Raw genomic sequence first — 16446 nt, 5'->3', positions numbered from 1 at the left:
TTACCGGCGCTTTTTCTTCGCGGGCGGTGGGGCCGGTTTTTCCTTTTCGCCGGCCACCTGGAATTCGAAGCGGAGATCCTCGAGCTCGCGGCCCAGGTCATCCGTGAACGACGCGCCGGTCTGGGCATCGGCGACCAGGGTGTACCGGTGGCCGGTCTTGAGCGGATTCGGCAGGGTGATTCGATAGACGACGCCGTCCGCGGATTCCTCGACGGAGTCATCGGAAATCATGGCGCGGTCGGCCTCGTCGAACAGCCGGATGCGGTAATTGCGAAGCGGCCGCGAGCTGCGCAGCTCCAGCACCGAGGTGGACTCGATGGAGGGCCGCTCATCGACGGTCATCGCGATGGGCTCCAGGCCCGCGTCGTTGAGCTGATACCGGAGCGTGAACGCGGTGGCCTCGGGCGGCAGGTTCGCATCCGGGGCGGCAACAGGGGCGATACCGGAATCCTGCGGACCCGCGGACGGCTTGTCCGGACAGCCAGTCAGAAGCACCGAGGTGCAGAGAATGAGGGAACCAAACCGGGCCAGGCGCATAGGCCGGACAAGCTACGTCCCAGGCCGGGAACCGAGAAGTCCTAAGGAGGACCGGGGATTTCCCCTCGGGAAACGGCCCATACGTGGAGTCTGATAAGATGCGTTATGTAAACTAAGCGTTCGCGGACCCGAGGGGCTGGGGGTTCCTGTTCGCGGCCCCCACTGCCCCCGGCAATCGGCGGCCGGCTGGGCCGTTGAGCGGGTCCGGGAATTTTTCCCCGCTTGACCGGCTGGATGGGTTCCCGCAGAACGCCCGGCACCCGTCGTTGCCGGAAAGGATTTTCGCAATGAGGCATCTGGCCGTCGTAGCCGCCCTGGTGGGAGCGCTCCCCGCGCTCGCCGACGAGGGCATGTGGACCTACAACAATTTCCCCTCCGCCGCGGTGAAGTCCAAGTACGGCTTCGAGCCCACGCCCCAGTGGCTCGACAAGGTGCGCTTGTCCTCGGCGCGTCTGGCGGGCGGCTGCTCGGCGAGCTTCGTCTCCGCCAACGGCCTGGTGATGACCAATCACCACTGCACCCGGGGCTGCATCGAGCAGCTCTCCACCGCCCAGAAGGACTACATCGCCAACGGTTTCTACGCGAAGACGCTCGCGGACGAAATCCAGTGCCCCGCGATGGAGATCAACCAGCTGGCGGAGATCACCGACGTCACGGACCGGCTCAACACGGCCACCCAGGGCCGCACCGGCAAGGAGTACAGCGACACGCTCAAGGCCGAGATGTCGAAGATCGAGAAGGAATGCGCCACCAGCGACCAGCTCCGCTGTGACGTGGTGACGCTCTACCAGGGCGGCAAGTACAACCTCTACAAGTACCGCCGCTTTCAGGACGTGCGCCTGGTGTTCGCCCCGGAGCACGCCATCGCCTTCTTTGGCGGCGATCCGGACAACTTCGAGTTCCCCCGGTACGACCTGGACGTCAGCTTCGTGCGCGTCTACCAGGACGGAAAGCCGGCCCCCCAGAACCACTACTTCAAGTGGTCCAAGTCGGGCGTGAAGGAAGGCGATCTGACGTTCATCTCCGGGCACCCGGGCCGCACCTCGCGCGGGCTGACCATCGCGGAGCTCGAGTACCACCGGGACGTGGTGCTGCCGAAGACCCTGATGTTCATGTCCGAGATGCGCGGGATGATTACCGAGTTCCAGAAGCGCGGTCCCGAGCAGAAGCGCATCTCCAACAACATCCTTTTCGGCGTGGAGAACGGCGTGAAGGCGCAGAAAGGCCGTCACGAGGCCCTGCTGGACAAGGCGTTCTTCGCGCAGAAGGTCGCCGCCGAGCAGGAGCTGCGCCAGAAGGTCAACGCCTCCCCGGAGCTGAAGCAGAAATACGGCGCCGCGTGGGATGAGATCGCCAAGGCCCAGGAGCAGCTCAAGAACATCCGCAAGGACTACACCTTCATCGAGAAGAACGCGGGCTTCAGCTCGCAGATGTACTCCCTGGCCATGGCGCTGGTGCGCGGCGCCGAGGAACTCCCCAAGGAGAACGGCCAGCGGCTGCGCGAGTTCGCGGATTCGAACCTGCCCGCCCTCAAGGCCCAGCTCTTCAGCCCGGCGCCCATCTACCCGGAGCTGGAGATTGCCCGGTTGGAGTTCAGCCTCACCAAGCTGCGCGAGGAGCTGGGCTCGGACCACCCGTTCGTGAAGAAGGTGCTGGGCAAGGAGTCGCCCCTGACGCTGGCCACCCGCGTGGTGAACGGCAGCCAGCTGCGCGACGTCAAGGTCCGCCAGCAGCTCTTCGAGGGCGGCAAGAAGGCCATCACCGAGTCCAAGGATCCGATGATCGCCCTGGCCCGGCTCGTGGAGCCCGACGCCCGCGCCATCCGGAAGAACTACGACGAGAACATCGACTCGGTCATCCGCAAGAACAGCGAGCTGGTGGCCAAGGCGAAGTTCGACGTGTACGGCACCAACGTCTACCCGGACGCCACCTTCAGCCTGCGCCTGTCCTACGGCTCGGTGAAGGGCTACACGGAGGACGGCAAGAAGGTCACCCCCGTCACCGTCATGGGAGGCACCTTCGACCGGCACACCGGCGAGGACCCCTTCGCGCTGCCGAAGACCTGGCTGGACGCGAAGAACAAGCTGAAGGCCAGCACCCCCATGAACTTCGCCAGCACCAACGACATCATCGGCGGTAACTCCGGCTCGCCCGTCATCAACAAGGACGCGGAGATTGTCGGCCTGGTCTTCGACGGCAACATCCAGTCCCTGGGCGGCGAGTTCGGCTTCGACGAGAGCGTCAACCGGGCCGTCTCCGTGCACAGCGAGGCCATCTCCGAGTCGCTGAAGACGGTCTACGGTGCCACGCGCCTGCTTGAGGAGCTGCGTCCCACCAAGGCCCCCACCGTGAAGAGCCCCCCGGCGGGGTGAGTCCCGGCCTTTCGAGGCCATGACGTTCAAGGGCTGTCCGGGATGCCCTGGACAGCCCTTCTCTTTGTAGGATGGCGGGTTTCATGAACTGTCCTGGTTGCCAATCCCCCTCGGCCGAGCAGGCTTTCGACAAGCGCCTTGGCGGACAGGTGCTCCTGGATGTCTGCCACGCCTGCCACGGCGTGTGGTTCGACGCCCAGGAGAGCCCCCAGCTGTCCGCCGCGGGGGTGCTCCAGCTGTTCCGCGAGATGCACGGCAAGCGGAGCGCGCGCACGCAGCTCCTCCACGCGATGAAGTGCCCCCGTTGCCGGGAGGTGCTGTCGCGCACGCACGACATGGCGCGGGACAACCGCTTCCAGTATTTCCGCTGTCCCTCCGCGCACGGCCGCTTCATCACCTTCTTCCAGTTCCTCCGGGAGAAGGGAATCGTCCGCAGCCTCTCCGCCCGGGAGCTCACGGAGCTGAAGAAGCACGCGCAGCTCCTGCAGTGCTCCGACTGTGGCGGGCCCATCGCGCTGGCCCGGGACACCGCGTGCCCGGCCTGCCATGCGCCGCTCTGCATCCTGGATCCGAAGGCCGTGGGGGTGACGCTCGACGATGCCAAGAAGGCCGTGGCCGTCGCGGGCGCTGTCCTGGCCCCCGCCGTGGCCGCGCAGATCCTCATGGACACGCTCCAGATGGACGGATTCTTCCGGGCGCTCGATGCCCAGGCGCAGCAGGCGTCCCGGGCCGCGGGAAATCCCCCTCCTCCCGCGCCTTCCGAGAGCTCCAATGGGGTGGACATCGTGGAGACCGTGAGCGATGGGGTGGACCTCATCGATCTCGGGATGGACGCGCTCTTCAGCGTCGTTGGCGGTATCGGCGATCTCTTCTAAGGACCCTCCTGCATGCCCCCGTTGCTGGACAGCCTTCCTGCGCTCTACCGGTCCCTCTTTCCCTCGTTCTTCCAGGGGCCTGTCCCCGAGGAGACCAAGGCCACGTGCTCCTCGTGCGCCATGTGCGAGGCCTCGAACCCGAACCCCATCGAGTCCGTGGACGGGGTGACCCGGTTCTTCCGGCCGGACACCAAGTGCTGCACCTACCACCCCCGGCTGCCCAATTATCTGGTGGGCGCCATCCTCTCGGACGAGGACGCCGCCATGGCCGAGGGCCGCCGGCGCATCCAGGAGAAGCTGGCCCGGCGCGTGGCCGTGAACCCCCAGTGGCTCAAGGCCCCTCCCCGCTACACCCTCCTCTATAACAACGCCCGGCAAGCCTTCGGACGGACCCAGTCCCTGCGCTGCCCGTACTACGAGGGCCAGGGCGGCCTGTGCACCATCTGGCGCTACCGCGAGGCGGTGTGCTCCACGTATTTCTGCAAGTACGTGGCGGGCGCCGACGGCCGGAAGTTCTGGATGACCCTCAAGACGTGGCTCACCCTGGCGGAGATCCAGCTGTCGCGCCACGCGCTGCTCCAGCACCTGCCGGACTATGTGCTCACCGGTCGCGACAAGGCCGACGCCGCCACGGTGCCGCTCACCGTGGAGGACCTGGATGACCAGCCCCCGCCCGAGAAGGAGTATGCCGAGCTGTGGGGCGGCTGGGCCGGACGGGAAGCCGAGTTCTACAAGGCCTGCTACGAGAGCGTCCGCGCCCTCTCCGTGAAGGACTTCGAGAACCTCCTGGGCATCGATGGGACCATCGAGCTGTCCATCCTGAAGCAGCGCTACGGGGCGGCCGTGGCCCCCCGGCTCCCCCAGGTGCTCAAGCTCAACCCCGGCGCCACCGTGCAGTGGCTCCCGGATGGGAGCATCGCCCTGGCCTCCTACAGCGAGTTCGATGCCGTCGCCCTGCCGGGCGAGGCCTACAGCCTGCTCGTGGAGTTCAACGGCAAGCAGCCCGTGGAGACCGTGCGCCAGCGGCTCCGGGACGAGAAGCAGGCGGACCTCCACGAGGACATCCTGCTGGAGCTCTACCGCCACCGAATCCTCATCGATGTGAACGCCCCCTCTCAGTGAGGTACATGCCCCCCATGAGCCATGACGTTGTGCTGGAGACGCGAGGCCCCATCGGACTGGTGACGCTCGAGCGCCCCCGGGCGCTCAACGCGCTCGATCTGGGGATGATCCGGGCCATTCACCCGCAGCTGGAGGCCTGGGCCCGCGAGCCCTCGGTGAGGGCCGTGGTGATTCGCGGCGCGGGTGGAAAGGCCTTCTGCGCGGGCGGGGACGTGCGCGCCGTGGCCGCGTCCCTCGATGCGCCCGTCCCCGAGGGCCAAGCCCCCCTGGCCCGCGAATACTTCCAGGGCGAGTACGCGCTCAACCACCGCATCCACCACTTCGAGAAGCCCTTCATCGCGCTCGTGGATGGCATCAGCATGGGCGGTGGGCTCGGGCTCTCCATGCACGGCTCCCACCGCGTCGTCACCGAGCGGCTGATGTTCGCCATGCCCGAGACGGCCATCGGCTTCTTCCCGGACGTGGGCGGCGGCTGGTTCCTCCCGCGCTTTCCGGGCGCCATGGGCACGTACCTGGGGCTCACCGGCACCCGCGCCAACGCCGCGGATGCGATGTGGCTCGGCTACGGCACCCACCACGTGGAGCACTCCCGGCTCGAGGCGCTGCTGGAGGCCCTGGTCTCCGCGGACTGGAGCAAGGGCCAGGCGCACGACGTCACCACCCGGCTCCTGGCCTCCTTCGCCACGGACGCGGGGCCCGCGCCGCTGCGCGCGCACCAGGCGGGGGTGGACCGGTGCTTCGCGGCGGACCGGGTGGAGGACATCCTCTCCGCGCTCGCCGCCGAGGGCACCGAGTGGGCCGAGGCCACCCGGGCCACCCTCGCCCGGATGTCACCCACCAGCCTGAAGGTGACGCTGCGCCAGCTCCGGCTGTGCCGCCCGCTGCCCTATGACGAGGTGGTCCGCATCGAGTACCGGCTCAGCCAGACGCTCACCGTGTCGCCGGACTTCCGGGAGGGCATCCGCGCCGTGCTCGTGGACAAGGACCAGCGTCCGCGCTGGAACCCCGCCACCCTGGCCGAGGTTCGCGACGCGGACGTGGAGGCGTGCTTCGCCGCCCGGGGAGAGGATGAATTCGTTCCCTCCCCTGCCCGCCCCTGAGGGCTACTCCCACTCGATGGTGGCCGGCGGCTTCGACGAGATGTCGAGCACCACGCGGTTGATGCCGCGCACTTCGTTGGTGATGCGCGTGGAGATGCGCTCCAGCACCGGGTACGGCAGCCGCGCCCAGTCCGCCGTCATCCCGTCCACGCTCGTCACCGCACGCAGCACGCAGGTGGACTCGTAGGTGCGCTCGTCCCCCATCACCCCCACGCTCTGCACGGGCAGCAGCACCGCGAACGCCTGCCACAGCTCCGTGTAGAGCCCCGCCGTGCGGATCTCCTCCTGGACGATGGCATCCGCGCGGCGCACCAGCGCCAGCCGCGTCTCCGTCACCTCGCCCAGCACGCGGATGGCCAGGCCCGGCCCGGGGAACGGCTGCCGGTTCACCATCTCCTCGGGCAGCCCCAGCTCCCGGCCCAGCACCCGCACCTCGTCCTTGAACAGCTCGCGCAGCGGCTCCACCAGCTTGAGCTTCATCTGCTCAGGCAGCCCGCCCACGTTGTGGTGGCTCTTGATGGTGACCGAGGGGCCCTTGTACGAGACGGACTCGATGACGTCCGGGTAGAGCGTGCCCTGCGCCAGGAAGCCCGCGTCCTGCACCTCGCGCGCGGCCTCCTCGAACACCGCGATGAACTCGCGGCCGATGGTCTTGCGCTTCTTCTCCGGGTCCGTCACCCCGGCGAGCTTCTGCAGGAAGCGCTCCCGCGCATCCACCGTCTTCAGCGGCACGTGGAAGCGGTCCACGAAGAGCGCCTCCACCTGCGCCCGCTCGTCCTGCCGCAGCAGCCCGTTGTCCACGAAGATGCACTGCAGCCGGGGGCCAATCGCCCGGTGCAGGAGCAGTGCCGCCACCGAGCTGTCCACCCCGCCGGACAGGCCGCAGATGACCCGCCCCTCCTCGCCCACCTGCCGGCGGATGGCTTCCTCCGCCTCCTGGATGAAGCCCTTCATCGTCCAGGTGCCGCTCACCTTGCAGTCGGTGAACAGGAACGCCCGCAGCATGGCCTTGCCCTGCGCGGTGTGGACCACCTCGGGGTGGAACTGGAGCCCGTAGAAGGGCTTGCTCGTGTGCGCGGCCGCCGCGAAGGGCGAGTTGCCGCTGCGGCCAATGGCCTCGAACCCTGGCGGGAGCGCGTCCACCCGGTCCCCGTGGCTCATCCACACCTTCAGCCGCTCGCCCGGGTGGAACGCCGCGAAGGGCCCCCGGGCCGTCAGCACCTCCACCTCGGCGTTGCCGTATTCCCGGTGCGCCGAGCGGTCCAGCTTGCCCCCGAGCAGCTTGGCCAGCAGTTGCAGGCCATAGCAGATGCCCAGCACCGGCACGCCCGCGTCGAAGACGAACGGGTCACACCGGGGCGAGCCCTCGGTCTCCACGGAGGCCGGGCCCCCGGACAGGATGATGCCGCGCGGGGCAAACCGGCGGATTTCCCCGGCGGGGAGGTCCGGCCGGTGAATCTCACAGTAGACGCCCAATTCCCGGACCCGCCGGGCGATGAGCTGGGTGTACTGACTGCCAAAGTCGAGAATGAGGATTTTCTCGGCGTGGATGTCCACGAGGTTCTCCCGGGGCGTCGTTGACGGAGGGCGGCCCATACCGCTACAAACTTTCGCGGATCAACCGTTTAACACTTCACCTGCCGGTTCCCGTTCTTATTCGAGGTCCTGGATGCGCCGCCTGTCCGCCGCTGCCTCACTCTTTCTTCTCTCTGCCGGCTGTCTGACGCGGGAGATTTCCTCGGAGGACCGGCTCGACCGCGAGACGGCCAATCTGGCGGTGAAGGACACCCCCGAGGCGAGCGACCTGGAGAAGGTGTCCTGCCTGAACACGGACGAGGACCTGCTCAAGGCGCGCAACGTGAACCGGCCCGAGACGGACCGGCTCATGGACTACATCACCCTCTTCAGCTCCCTGCGCAAGCGCACGCAGACCTTCGAGGAGGCGATGCTGCGCAACCCCGACCTCCAGTACCGCGAGGGGGCCGGCGCCATCGTCGCCGCCAAGGACACCTGCATCCAGCAGACCGAGGACGTGAAGGTCGAGTTCGAGACCTACATGCGCGAGCTGGTGGACGTGCCCACGGTGCAGGAAATCAAGGGCGGCAACGCCGTCACCATCGCGCGCCTGGACTTCGACACCCTCCGCCAAGCCATCGAGACGCTCGCCCCGGATGACAAGGAGCAGCTGCTCAACCGCGTGGCCAACGCGGAGAAGAAGGTCTCCCCCGCCGCCAAGGCCCCCGAGGAGGAGGCCGGCAGCACGGGTGGAACCAAGCGCCGGGGCGGCAAGTAGCCCTTCCCCCGGCTTCACCGCGGGTGAGGCGCCCTACTCCACCCGGTAGTTGGGCGCTTCCTCGGTGATGATGACGTCGTGCACGTGGCTCTCCTTGAGCCCGGCCGAGGTGATGCGGATGAACTGGGCCTTGTGGCGCAGCTCCTCGATGGTGCCGCAGCCCACGTAGCCCATGCCGCTGCGGATGCCGCCCAGCATCTGGTGCACGTTCATGGCGAGGGTGCCCTTGTACGGCACGCGCCCTTCGATTCCCTCCGGCACCAGCTTCACCGCGTCCACGTCCGACTGGAAGTAGCGGTCCTTGGCGCCCTGCTTCATGGCGCCCAGCGAGCCCATGCCCCGGTAGCTCTTGTAGCTGCGGCCCTGGTACAGAATCACGTCGCCGGGCGCCTCCTCGGTGCCCGCGAACAGCGAGCCGATCATCACGGAGCTGGCCCCCGCGGCGAGCGCCTTGACGATGTCGCCCGAGTACTTGATTCCGCCGTCCGAGATGATGGGGATGTCGTGCTTGTTCGCCTCGCGCGCGCAGTCATCCACGGCGGTGATTTGCGGCACGCCCACCCCGGCCACCACGCGGGTGGTGCAGATGGAGCCGGGGCCGATGCCCACCTTCACCGCGTCCACGCCCGCCTCGATGAGCGCCCGGGTGCCCTCGGCGGTGGCCACGTTGCCGGCGATGAGCTCGAAGCCCTTGAAGTTCTTGCGCGTGTCGCGCACCCCGTCGATGACCGAGCGCGAGTGTCCGTGCGCCGTGTCCACGACGATGACGTCCACGCCAGCCTTCACCAGCGCGTCGATGCGGGCCTCCCGGTCCGCGGAGACGCCCACGGCGGCGGCACACAGCAGCCGGCCCTTGGCGTCCTTGGCGGCGTTCGGGTTGGTGCGCCGCTTCTCGATGTCCTTGATGGTGACGAGCCCCTTCAGCTCGAACGCCTCGTTGACGATGAGGAGCTTCTCGATGCGGTGCTGGTGCAGGAGCGTCTGGGCCTCGGCCTGGGTGATGCCCTCTCGCCCGGTGATGAGCTTGCGCGTCATCATCTGCTCCACCTTCTGGGAGAGGTTCGTCTCGAAGCGCACGTCGCGGCTGGTGACGATGCCCACCAGGCGCCGGCCCTGCGTCACGGGGATGCCGGAGATGCCGTGGTGGCGCATCAGCTCCAGCGCCCGGGCCAGCGGCTCCCCCGGCTCGATGGTGACCGGGTCCACCACCATGCCGCTCTCGAACTTCTTCACCTTGAGCACCTCGAGCGCCTGCTGCTCGGGGGTCATGTTCTTGTGGATGACGCCGATGCCGCCCTCTTGCGCCATTGCGATGGCCGCGCGGGACTCGGTCACGGTGTCCATCGCCGCCGACAGCAGGGGGATGTTCAGCCGCAGCTGGCGCGTGAGCCGCGTGGACAGCTCGACCTCCTTGGGAACAACCGAGCTCTCGGCCGGGAGCAGCAGAACGTCATCAAAGGTGAGCGCGAGCCGGACATCGGTGGGCAGCATGGGGGCTCCGGAAGGGGCCGCAGGGCACCCGTGCCCGGCGGAACCTTTTGCATACGCGGCTTGGGGCGCCCTCGCAATGATCCGGATGCCTGGCCGCCGGACGGCCGTGGTTTTGATGTCCGTCCGCGGAGGCTTCGGGCGATACTCCGCGCCTTCCTCCCAGCCGGGCGCGCGCATTGACGGAATCGAAGCAAGAGGGGCCGGTGGGGTTGGTGGTCAAACTGCCCTTCGCCACCTCGGAAGAGTTCGCCGCCAAGTACAGCGCCAACGTCACCTGGGGCGGCATCTACCTGCGCTCCAAGACGATCAAAGAACCGGGCACCCTGATTACCCTGGATCTGCGCCTCACCTCGGGCGCCCGCATCATCTATGCGTCCGCGGTGGTCCACTTCGTCACCGGGCGGAAGGGCACGGGCGTGCCCGGTATGGGGCTGCGCTTCCTGACGTTGGATCCCGAGACGAAGCGCTTCCTGGAGGGGGCGCTCGCCGGCCGCCCGGATGCCTCCTCCCGGCTGCCACCGCTGCCTCCCGGGGTGGGGGCGCCGGAGTACGCGCCCCCCTCGTCCCCTCCTCCGCCCAAGCCGCCCCCCGCGCCGGTGGCCCCTGGCCCCGTGGAGCTGGTGGCCCCGCCGTTCGAGCCTCCCACCGGAGAGCCCCTGCGCGAGGGGCCCATCATCGGCATCGATCTGGGCACCACCAACTCGTGCTCCGCCTACGTGCGCCAGGGCAAGCCGGAGGTGCTCCGCAGCCGGGAGGGCCACAACACCGTGCCCTCCCTGCTGGCCCTGAACGTGCGCGGCAAGCTGGTGGTGGGCCACCCCGCCAAGGGCCAGCTGCTCACCCACCCGAAGCAGACGGTGTACGGGACGAAGCGGCTCGTGGGCCGGGCGTTTGACTCGCCCATCGTCCAGCACATCAAGGACCGGCTCGCCTACGAGATTGCCCCCGGCGAGGGCGGCGAGGCGGCGGTGAAGCTGGGCAACCGCGTCTATTCGCTGCAGCAGATCTCCGCGCTCATCCTCCGGGAGGTCCGCGAGATCGCGCAGAACCAGGTGGGCCAGCCCGTCTCGCGGGCCGTCATCACCGTGCCGGCCTACTACAACGACAACCAGCGCCAGGCGGTGCGGGAGGCGGGCCGGCTCGCGGGGCTGTACGTGGAGCGCATCCTCAACGAGCCCACCGCGGCGGCGCTCGCCTACGGCCATGGGCGCAAGCTGCGCCAGCGCATCCTCGTGTACGACTTGGGCGGTGGCACCTTCGATGCGTCCGTGCTGGAGCTGCACGGCAACGTCTACGAGGTGATTTCCACCGGGGGCGACACCTTCCTGGGGGGCATCGACTTCGACAACGCCATCGTCGAGTACCTGCTGGAGGAGTTCCAGAAGAAGACGGGCAAGGTGTTCCAGGGGGACCGGGTGTCCATGCAGCGGCTGCACGACGCGGCCGAGCGGGCCAAGTGCGCACTCTCGGAGCGCCTGGACAGCCGCATCCACGTGCCGTTCGTGACGATGATCGACGACACGGCGTATGACTTGGACGTCACGCTGACCCGGCACACGCTCATCGCGCTCACCGAGACGCTGGTGGACCGCACCCTGGAGGTCTGCGAGGAGGTGCTCCGGGCCAAGGGGCTCACCGTGCGGGACATCGAGGAGGTGGTGCTGGTGGGCGCCCAGAGCCGCTTCCCCCGGATCCACGAGAAGATCTCCACCTTCTTCGGCAAGGCGCCCAGCAAGGGCGTCCACCCGGACGAGGCGGTGGCCCTGGGCGCGGCGCTGCTGGCAACCAGCCTCGAGCAGCAGCAAGGCGTGGTGCTCATCGACGTGCTGCCCATGGCCATCGGCGTGGGGCTGCCGGGGGGGCGCTTCAAGCCGGTGCTGGACCGCAACGCGGAGCTGCCCGCGCTCAAGAGCTACCTGCTGAGCACCAGCCACGACGGCCAGTCCGAGATTGAGATGACCATCTTCCAGGGGGACTCGGACCGGGTGGTGGAGAACGAGTACCTGGGGACGCTGAAGCTCAGCGGCCTGCCCGCGCTGCCGCGAGGCCAGCTCCAGGTGGCCATCACCTTCGAGGTGAACGAGGAGTCGCTGCTGAAGGTGACGGCCAAGGAGACCGTGACGGGCCAGCGCGTCACCAGCACCTTCTCCACGCGGGACACGCCCGAGGCCGTCAAGGCGCGCCTGGCGCTGGAGGAGACCTTCCGGGAGGAGGCCTCCCCCTCTCCGGAGGCCTCCCCGGCCCCGCCCCGGAGGGAGGGCGTCGTGGGGTGGCTCCAGGGGCTCTTCGCGCGCCGGTGAGCGGCGCGGCGGGCCTGCCTACTTCTGCAGCTCGGGGGCCCGCGACAGGGCCGCGGCCTGCTTCTCGGCGGCATCCATGAACGGGGCGGCGCGGGGGGCGGAGGCCACGGGGCCCTCCACCGGGACGCGCACCACGGGGGGCTGCGTCACGGCCTGGGCCGCGGCTAATGCCGCCTTCGCCTTGCGCCGCCGCCAGAGGAAGAAGCCCACCCCACCCACCGCCAGGGCGGCCATCACCACGTACTGCCCTTCCTTGAACTTGCCGATGAGGAAGTCCAGCTCGCTGCCGAAGTGGAAGCCCAGCCACACGAAGACGGGCGCGGACAGGAGCGCCGCCAGCCCGTCCCAGAAGATGAAGCGCCAGTAGGGCATGCCCACCGAGCCGGCGGTGAAGTACGTCACCGCGCGCACACCCGGCATGAAGCGGGCGATCATGACGATCTTCTGCCCGTGGATGCCGAACAGGCCCTCCACCTTGGCCCGCTTCTCGGGGGTGATGAGGCGGGCGAAGAAGCCCCCCTTCTGGTTCTTCCCCACGTGGGTGCCCAACCGGCGCCCCGCGTAGAAGATGAGGCTGTCGCCCACGAGGATGCCGCCAAAGCCCACAGCCATCATCACCGGCAGGCTCGCGGCGCCCTTGTGGGCCAGGAACCCTCCGAGAATCAGGGAGATGTCCTCGGGCAGCGGCACCCCCAGCCCGCAGGCCACGAGGATGCCGAACACGGCCGCATAGGCCAGGAAGCCCTGAGTGTTACCCAGCAGATTGGTGAGGAGCTCTTGCACGCTTGTCCTTCGCTCTCGTTCACTTCCGGGAGGGGCGCTCGGAACCTACACGAGCCAGCCCTTCCAGTGCCCAGCCATCAACCGGGCGCGGGTTATCAAAACTCCCAGCCAGCGCTTGGAGGCCAAAATAGCCCTCCCGCCCTGCCTTGTCATAGGCGGAAGGGGGCGCCCCGAGGGCCGCGAGCGCCAGGGCGCGGCTGAGCAGCGCGGTGGCATAAGCACCCACCGTCGTCTCTTTGGCCCCCAGGGCCTGGGCCTCCCGGAGCAGCGCGGGCCCCGCGGCCCAACGCGCCTGGGCCTGCTCGGCAATCCGAGGGGGCAGCATGGCTCGGGCGTACTCCCACATCACCGTCTCCAGTGCGGGTGTCTGACTGGGGCCTACCACCACCACGGCCCCCTGGCCGGTCCGGAAGCCGTGGGCCTGTCCCTCGGCGTCCAGCAGGTTAACCACGACCCTGAGCGCGGGCTGCCCTTCCGGCAAACGAAGCAGTTGGTGGGTCCGCCGCCAGGGCGCATCCAGTAGGGGGAGGTAGGCGCGCATCGCCGCCCGGTGGTCCGCGAAGGTCTCCGCGCGCAGGGCGGGCACGGGCCAGTGGGCCTCCACCCGGTCGAGCAGCACCTCCAGGCCCGCCAACTCGCGGGGCTCGGGCGGGGCGTCCTCGTCCTGCATGCGGACGGTGACGGCGAGGTAGCGCTCCAGGGGCACCGGGTGGGCGTCGAAGAAGGCCTGGGCCCGCTGCGCCACGGAGGGGTCCGCGCCGCCCAGCGCCTCGCGCACCCGGGCCCGGGCGGGCGTGTACTGCCAGGCGGGCACCGGGTGCTCACGCCGCAGCGTGCCCGTGTCGTACCCGGTGCGATTGAGCAGGGCGTAGAGCGAGAAGACCCGGGTGTCGGCGCGCAGCTCGATGCCGCCCGGGGTGTACAGGCTGGCGAACCAGTCCTCCTGGGCGCGGACCGGGGGCGCCCCGAGGAGCAGGAGGATGCCGAGCAGCGGAGCGCACGCACGCATGAGGGGCATGCAGGCTAGCACGCGGCACTCAGGCCGCGGGCGCCTTCCCCACGAGCGTGCGGAGCATGTCCCGGTTGTCGCGGGCCTTCTGGCCGAAGAAGGCGACGATGCCCATCAGCAGCTTCACGCACGCCTGGGGCTTCTGGATGAGGAGCTTCTGGAAGTCCGCGTGGCGGATCTCCAGCGCGGCCACATCCGTCATGGCGGTGGCGCTGCACAGCCGCTCCCCCTTCTGCACGAGCGCGAGCTCGCCCAGGGGCTCACCGGCGCCCACATCCCCGAGCGAAATCTCCTCGCCGGTGGGGCTCTTCGCGCTGAGGCGGACGGTGCCCTCGCCCACGATGATGAGCGACTCGCCCATCTTCCCTTCCGCGAAGAGCTGGGAGCCCTTCGGGAAGGCGCGCGGGACGGCGATGCTGGCGAAGATCGCGATGCCAGTATCGGTGAACCCCTTGAAGATGGGGCACGCCTTCAGCACGGTCTCGGGCACCACAAGGGCCATGGGTAGGTCCTACCACGTCCCTCTTCCCACGTCAGCGTTTGGCACGGGCTCCCTGGGAAACAGGGGGACGCTCACGCCTCGACGAGGGGAAGGCGGACGGGCGGAACGATTCCGGGGGGCAAGGTCTCGGCGGCAGGAGGTATCACCGTGGGTGACATCAGCAGGGCCACCTGCCTACCCATCAGGTGGTTGGGGGTGGCCTTCTCCACGAGCACCTTCACGATGGCCCCGGCGGGAGCATCCCCGTCGAAGTTCACCGTGCGGTTCTCCGGGGTGCGCCCGAAGCGCTTGCCGGCGTCGTACTTGGAGTGGCCCTCCACCAGCACCTCCACCTCGAGCCCCACCTGGCTGGCGGCGATGTCCCCGCAGATCTTCCGCTGCACCTTCTGGAGCCGCTCCAGCCGGGCGATCTTCACCTCGTGGGGCACCGGGCCCCAGTCCTTCTCGCGCAGGGCGGCGCCCGTCTTGGGCCGGGGGCTGTAGATGAAGGAGAACTGGCTCTCGTAGCGCACTTGCTCGGTGAGCTTCATCGTCATCTCGAAGTCCTCCTCGGTCTCCCCGGGGAAGCCCACGATGATGTCGGTGGTGACGGCGATGCCGGGCCGGGCGGCGCGCAGCTTCGCCAGCCGCTCCAGGTACTGCTCCACCGTGTAGTCCCGGCGCATCATCTTCAGGATGCGGTCCGAGCCGCACTGCACCGGCAGGTGGAAGTGCGGGGCAATCTTCGGCTGGGTGCGGAACGCGTCGATCAGCTCGTCGGACAGATCATGCGGGTGGCTGGTGGTGAAGCGCACGCGCTCGATGCCGGGCACCTCCGCGGTGCGCAAGAGCAGCTGGGCGAAGCTGATGCCGCCCCGGTACGAGTTGACGTTCTGCCCGATGAGCGTCACCTCGCGCACGCCCACGCGCGCCAGGTCCGCCACCTCGGTGAGCACGTCCGGGAAGGCCCGGCTGACCTCGCGGCCGCGCGTGTGCGGCACCACGCAGAAGGAGCAGACGTTGTCGCAGCCCTTCATCACCGTGACGAACTCGGTCACCTTGCCGCGCGAGGTTTCGGCGTCGGCGCGCGGGAAGACGTACTCCTCGGAGTCCACGAAGGCCGTCTCCACCACCCGCTCGCGGTCCTGCGTCACGCGGGAGATGATCTCCGGCAGCTTGCCGATGTTGTCCGGCCCGAAGACGAAGTCCACGTAGGGCACTTTCTTCAGCAGCTTGTCCTTCTCCTGCTGGGCCACGCAGCCGCCCACGCCAATGAGCGCCCCGCGGCTGACCTTCACCGGCCGGTAGCGGCCCAGCGCCGACAGCATCTTGTCCTCGGCCTTCTCCCGGATGGAGCAGGTGTTGAGGATGATGAGGTCCGCGTTGTCCGGCGTCGGCGTCGGGGTGTAGGCGATCTGCGCCAGCGCCTCGCTCATTCGAAGCGAGTCGTTGACGTTCATCTGACAGCCGAAGGTATGGATGAAGTATCGCTTCATGGGCTTTTTCCGTTGAAAAACGGACCTTTATGCGCTGCCTGGAGTGGGAATGCAACCGCCGAAGGGCGCCTGCCTCACCCTTGGCTGAGCACCTGGGCCATCCGGACGTGGAGCGGCAGCAGCCGTGCCTCGTGCTGGCGCAGCAGCGCGAGCGTCTCGTCCCCGTACCGCCGGGCGAGCAGCGCGGTGCGCTGTTCCAGCTTGGCCAAGTCCCGCTGGATGCGCTGGTGGCGCTCCTGCGCTTCGGCACCGGGCTGGGCCTCCAGCTGCTGGAGCTTGTCCCGGAGCTGGCCCGCGGCCCAGCGCTGGCCCGCGAAGGTGCGGATGATGGCGTTGCCCTGGTCCACCCGCCGGGCCTCCCGCAGCCCCGAGGCCTTGATTGCCTCCGTGTGGGCCCGGGCGAGCCCCTCGGAGCTCCGGTCTGCCTCGGCGATGCCCAGGAAGGTCTCCTGGTAGCGAAGCAGCCCGGCGACTTCCTCCCCGGTCAGGGGGGCGGCGGCCAGCCGCAGCGTCCGGTCGTCCGCGGCAAGCACCTCGCTGGTGACGGAGGCATTGAGTTCGTCGAAGTAGGACGGGGCCATGGGGGA

The 16446-nt window shown here is 68.7% G+C and carries 14 protein-coding genes; 6 read left to right on the top strand and 8 right to left on the bottom strand.

Features of this window, described 5'->3' with window-relative positions; translation table 11 throughout:
- The gene (locus KY661_RS17510; protein WP_225411280.1) at positions 1 to 537 is read right to left on the bottom strand and encodes a hypothetical protein; all 537 of its coding nucleotides are present in this window, start codon (positions 535 to 537) and stop codon (positions 1 to 3) included.
- 287 nt (positions 538 to 824) lie between these two features.
- Between KY661_RS17510 and KY661_RS17505 the strand changes: the two genes are divergently transcribed.
- The 4 genes from KY661_RS17505 (at position 825) to KY661_RS17490 (ending at position 6006) form a co-directional block, all read left to right on the top strand.
- Positions 825 to 2909 carry a S46 family peptidase gene (locus KY661_RS17505; protein ID WP_225411279.1) on the top strand — a complete coding sequence of 695 codons (2085 nt, stop codon included), beginning with the start codon at positions 825 to 827 and terminating at the stop codon, positions 2907 to 2909.
- A gap of 83 nt (positions 2910 to 2992) precedes the next feature.
- Entirely contained in the window at positions 2993 to 3784 is a 792-nt protein-coding gene (locus tag KY661_RS17500) for a TFIIB-type zinc ribbon-containing protein (RefSeq protein WP_225411278.1), read from the top strand.
- 12 nt (positions 3785 to 3796) lie between these two features.
- Positions 3797 to 4906 carry a hypothetical protein gene (locus KY661_RS17495; RefSeq protein WP_225411277.1) on the top strand — a complete coding sequence of 370 codons (1110 nt, stop codon included), beginning with the start codon at positions 3797 to 3799 and terminating at the stop codon, positions 4904 to 4906.
- 14 nt (positions 4907 to 4920) lie between these two features.
- On the top strand, positions 4921 to 6006 hold the full coding sequence (locus KY661_RS17490) for an enoyl-CoA hydratase/isomerase family protein (RefSeq protein ID WP_225411276.1): 1086 nt from the start codon (positions 4921 to 4923) through the stop codon (positions 6004 to 6006).
- Positions 6007 to 6009: 3 nt separating this feature from the next.
- Here KY661_RS17490 and guaA read toward each other — a convergent pair whose 3' ends face one another.
- Positions 6010 to 7563 (bottom strand): glutamine-hydrolyzing GMP synthase, encoded by a 1554-nt coding sequence (gene guaA / locus KY661_RS17485; protein WP_317987277.1) that lies wholly within the window; start codon positions 7561 to 7563, stop codon positions 6010 to 6012.
- A gap of 112 nt (positions 7564 to 7675) precedes the next feature.
- Between guaA and KY661_RS17480 the strand changes: the two genes are divergently transcribed.
- On the top strand, positions 7676 to 8299 hold the full coding sequence (locus KY661_RS17480; RefSeq protein ID WP_225411274.1) for a hypothetical protein: 624 nt from the start codon (positions 7676 to 7678) through the stop codon (positions 8297 to 8299).
- 33 nt (positions 8300 to 8332) lie between these two features.
- Here the strand turns inward: KY661_RS17480 and guaB are convergent, their stop codons facing one another.
- Positions 8333 to 9790 carry an IMP dehydrogenase gene (guaB, locus tag KY661_RS17475; RefSeq protein ID WP_225411273.1) on the bottom strand — a complete coding sequence of 486 codons (1458 nt, stop codon included), beginning with the start codon at positions 9788 to 9790 and terminating at the stop codon, positions 8333 to 8335.
- Between the two features lie 212 nt (positions 9791 to 10002).
- Here guaB and KY661_RS17470 point away from each other — a divergent pair, with 212 nt between their 5' ends.
- On the top strand, positions 10003 to 12090 hold the full coding sequence (locus KY661_RS17470) for an Hsp70 family protein (RefSeq protein ID WP_398577203.1): 2088 nt from the start codon (positions 10003 to 10005) through the stop codon (positions 12088 to 12090).
- 18 nt (positions 12091 to 12108) lie between these two features.
- Here the strand turns inward: KY661_RS17470 and KY661_RS17465 are convergent, their stop codons facing one another.
- From KY661_RS17465 to KY661_RS17445, 5 genes are all read right to left on the bottom strand, one after another.
- Positions 12109 to 12873: a DedA family protein gene (locus KY661_RS17465; RefSeq protein WP_225411271.1), complete on the bottom strand. Its 765-nt coding sequence runs from the start codon at positions 12871 to 12873 to the stop codon at positions 12109 to 12111.
- Between the two features lie 19 nt (positions 12874 to 12892).
- Positions 12893 to 13882 (bottom strand): hypothetical protein, encoded by a 990-nt coding sequence (locus tag KY661_RS17460; protein WP_225411270.1) that lies wholly within the window; start codon positions 13880 to 13882, stop codon positions 12893 to 12895.
- Between the two features lie 28 nt (positions 13883 to 13910).
- Entirely contained in the window at positions 13911 to 14384 is a 474-nt protein-coding gene (locus KY661_RS17455; protein WP_075005441.1) for a Crp/Fnr family transcriptional regulator, read from the bottom strand.
- Positions 14385 to 14455: 71 nt separating this feature from the next.
- Positions 14456 to 15859 (bottom strand): tRNA (N6-isopentenyl adenosine(37)-C2)-methylthiotransferase MiaB, encoded by a 1404-nt coding sequence (gene miaB, locus KY661_RS17450; protein ID WP_317987272.1) that lies wholly within the window; start codon positions 15857 to 15859, stop codon positions 14456 to 14458.
- Between the two features lie 74 nt (positions 15860 to 15933).
- Complete coding sequence (locus KY661_RS17445; RefSeq protein ID WP_225411269.1) at positions 15934 to 16440, bottom strand: hypothetical protein; 507 nt, start codon at positions 16438 to 16440, stop codon at positions 15934 to 15936.
- Positions 16441 to 16446 lie beyond the last annotated feature (6 nt).

This window comes from Allostigmatella hybrida (assembly GCF_020103775.1).
GTDB lineage: Bacteria > Myxococcota > Myxococcia > Myxococcales > Myxococcaceae > Hyalangium > Hyalangium aurantiaca.
The sequence above is the reverse complement of the archived record's forward strand: the minus strand, read 5'-3'. Positions and strand labels throughout refer to the sequence as shown.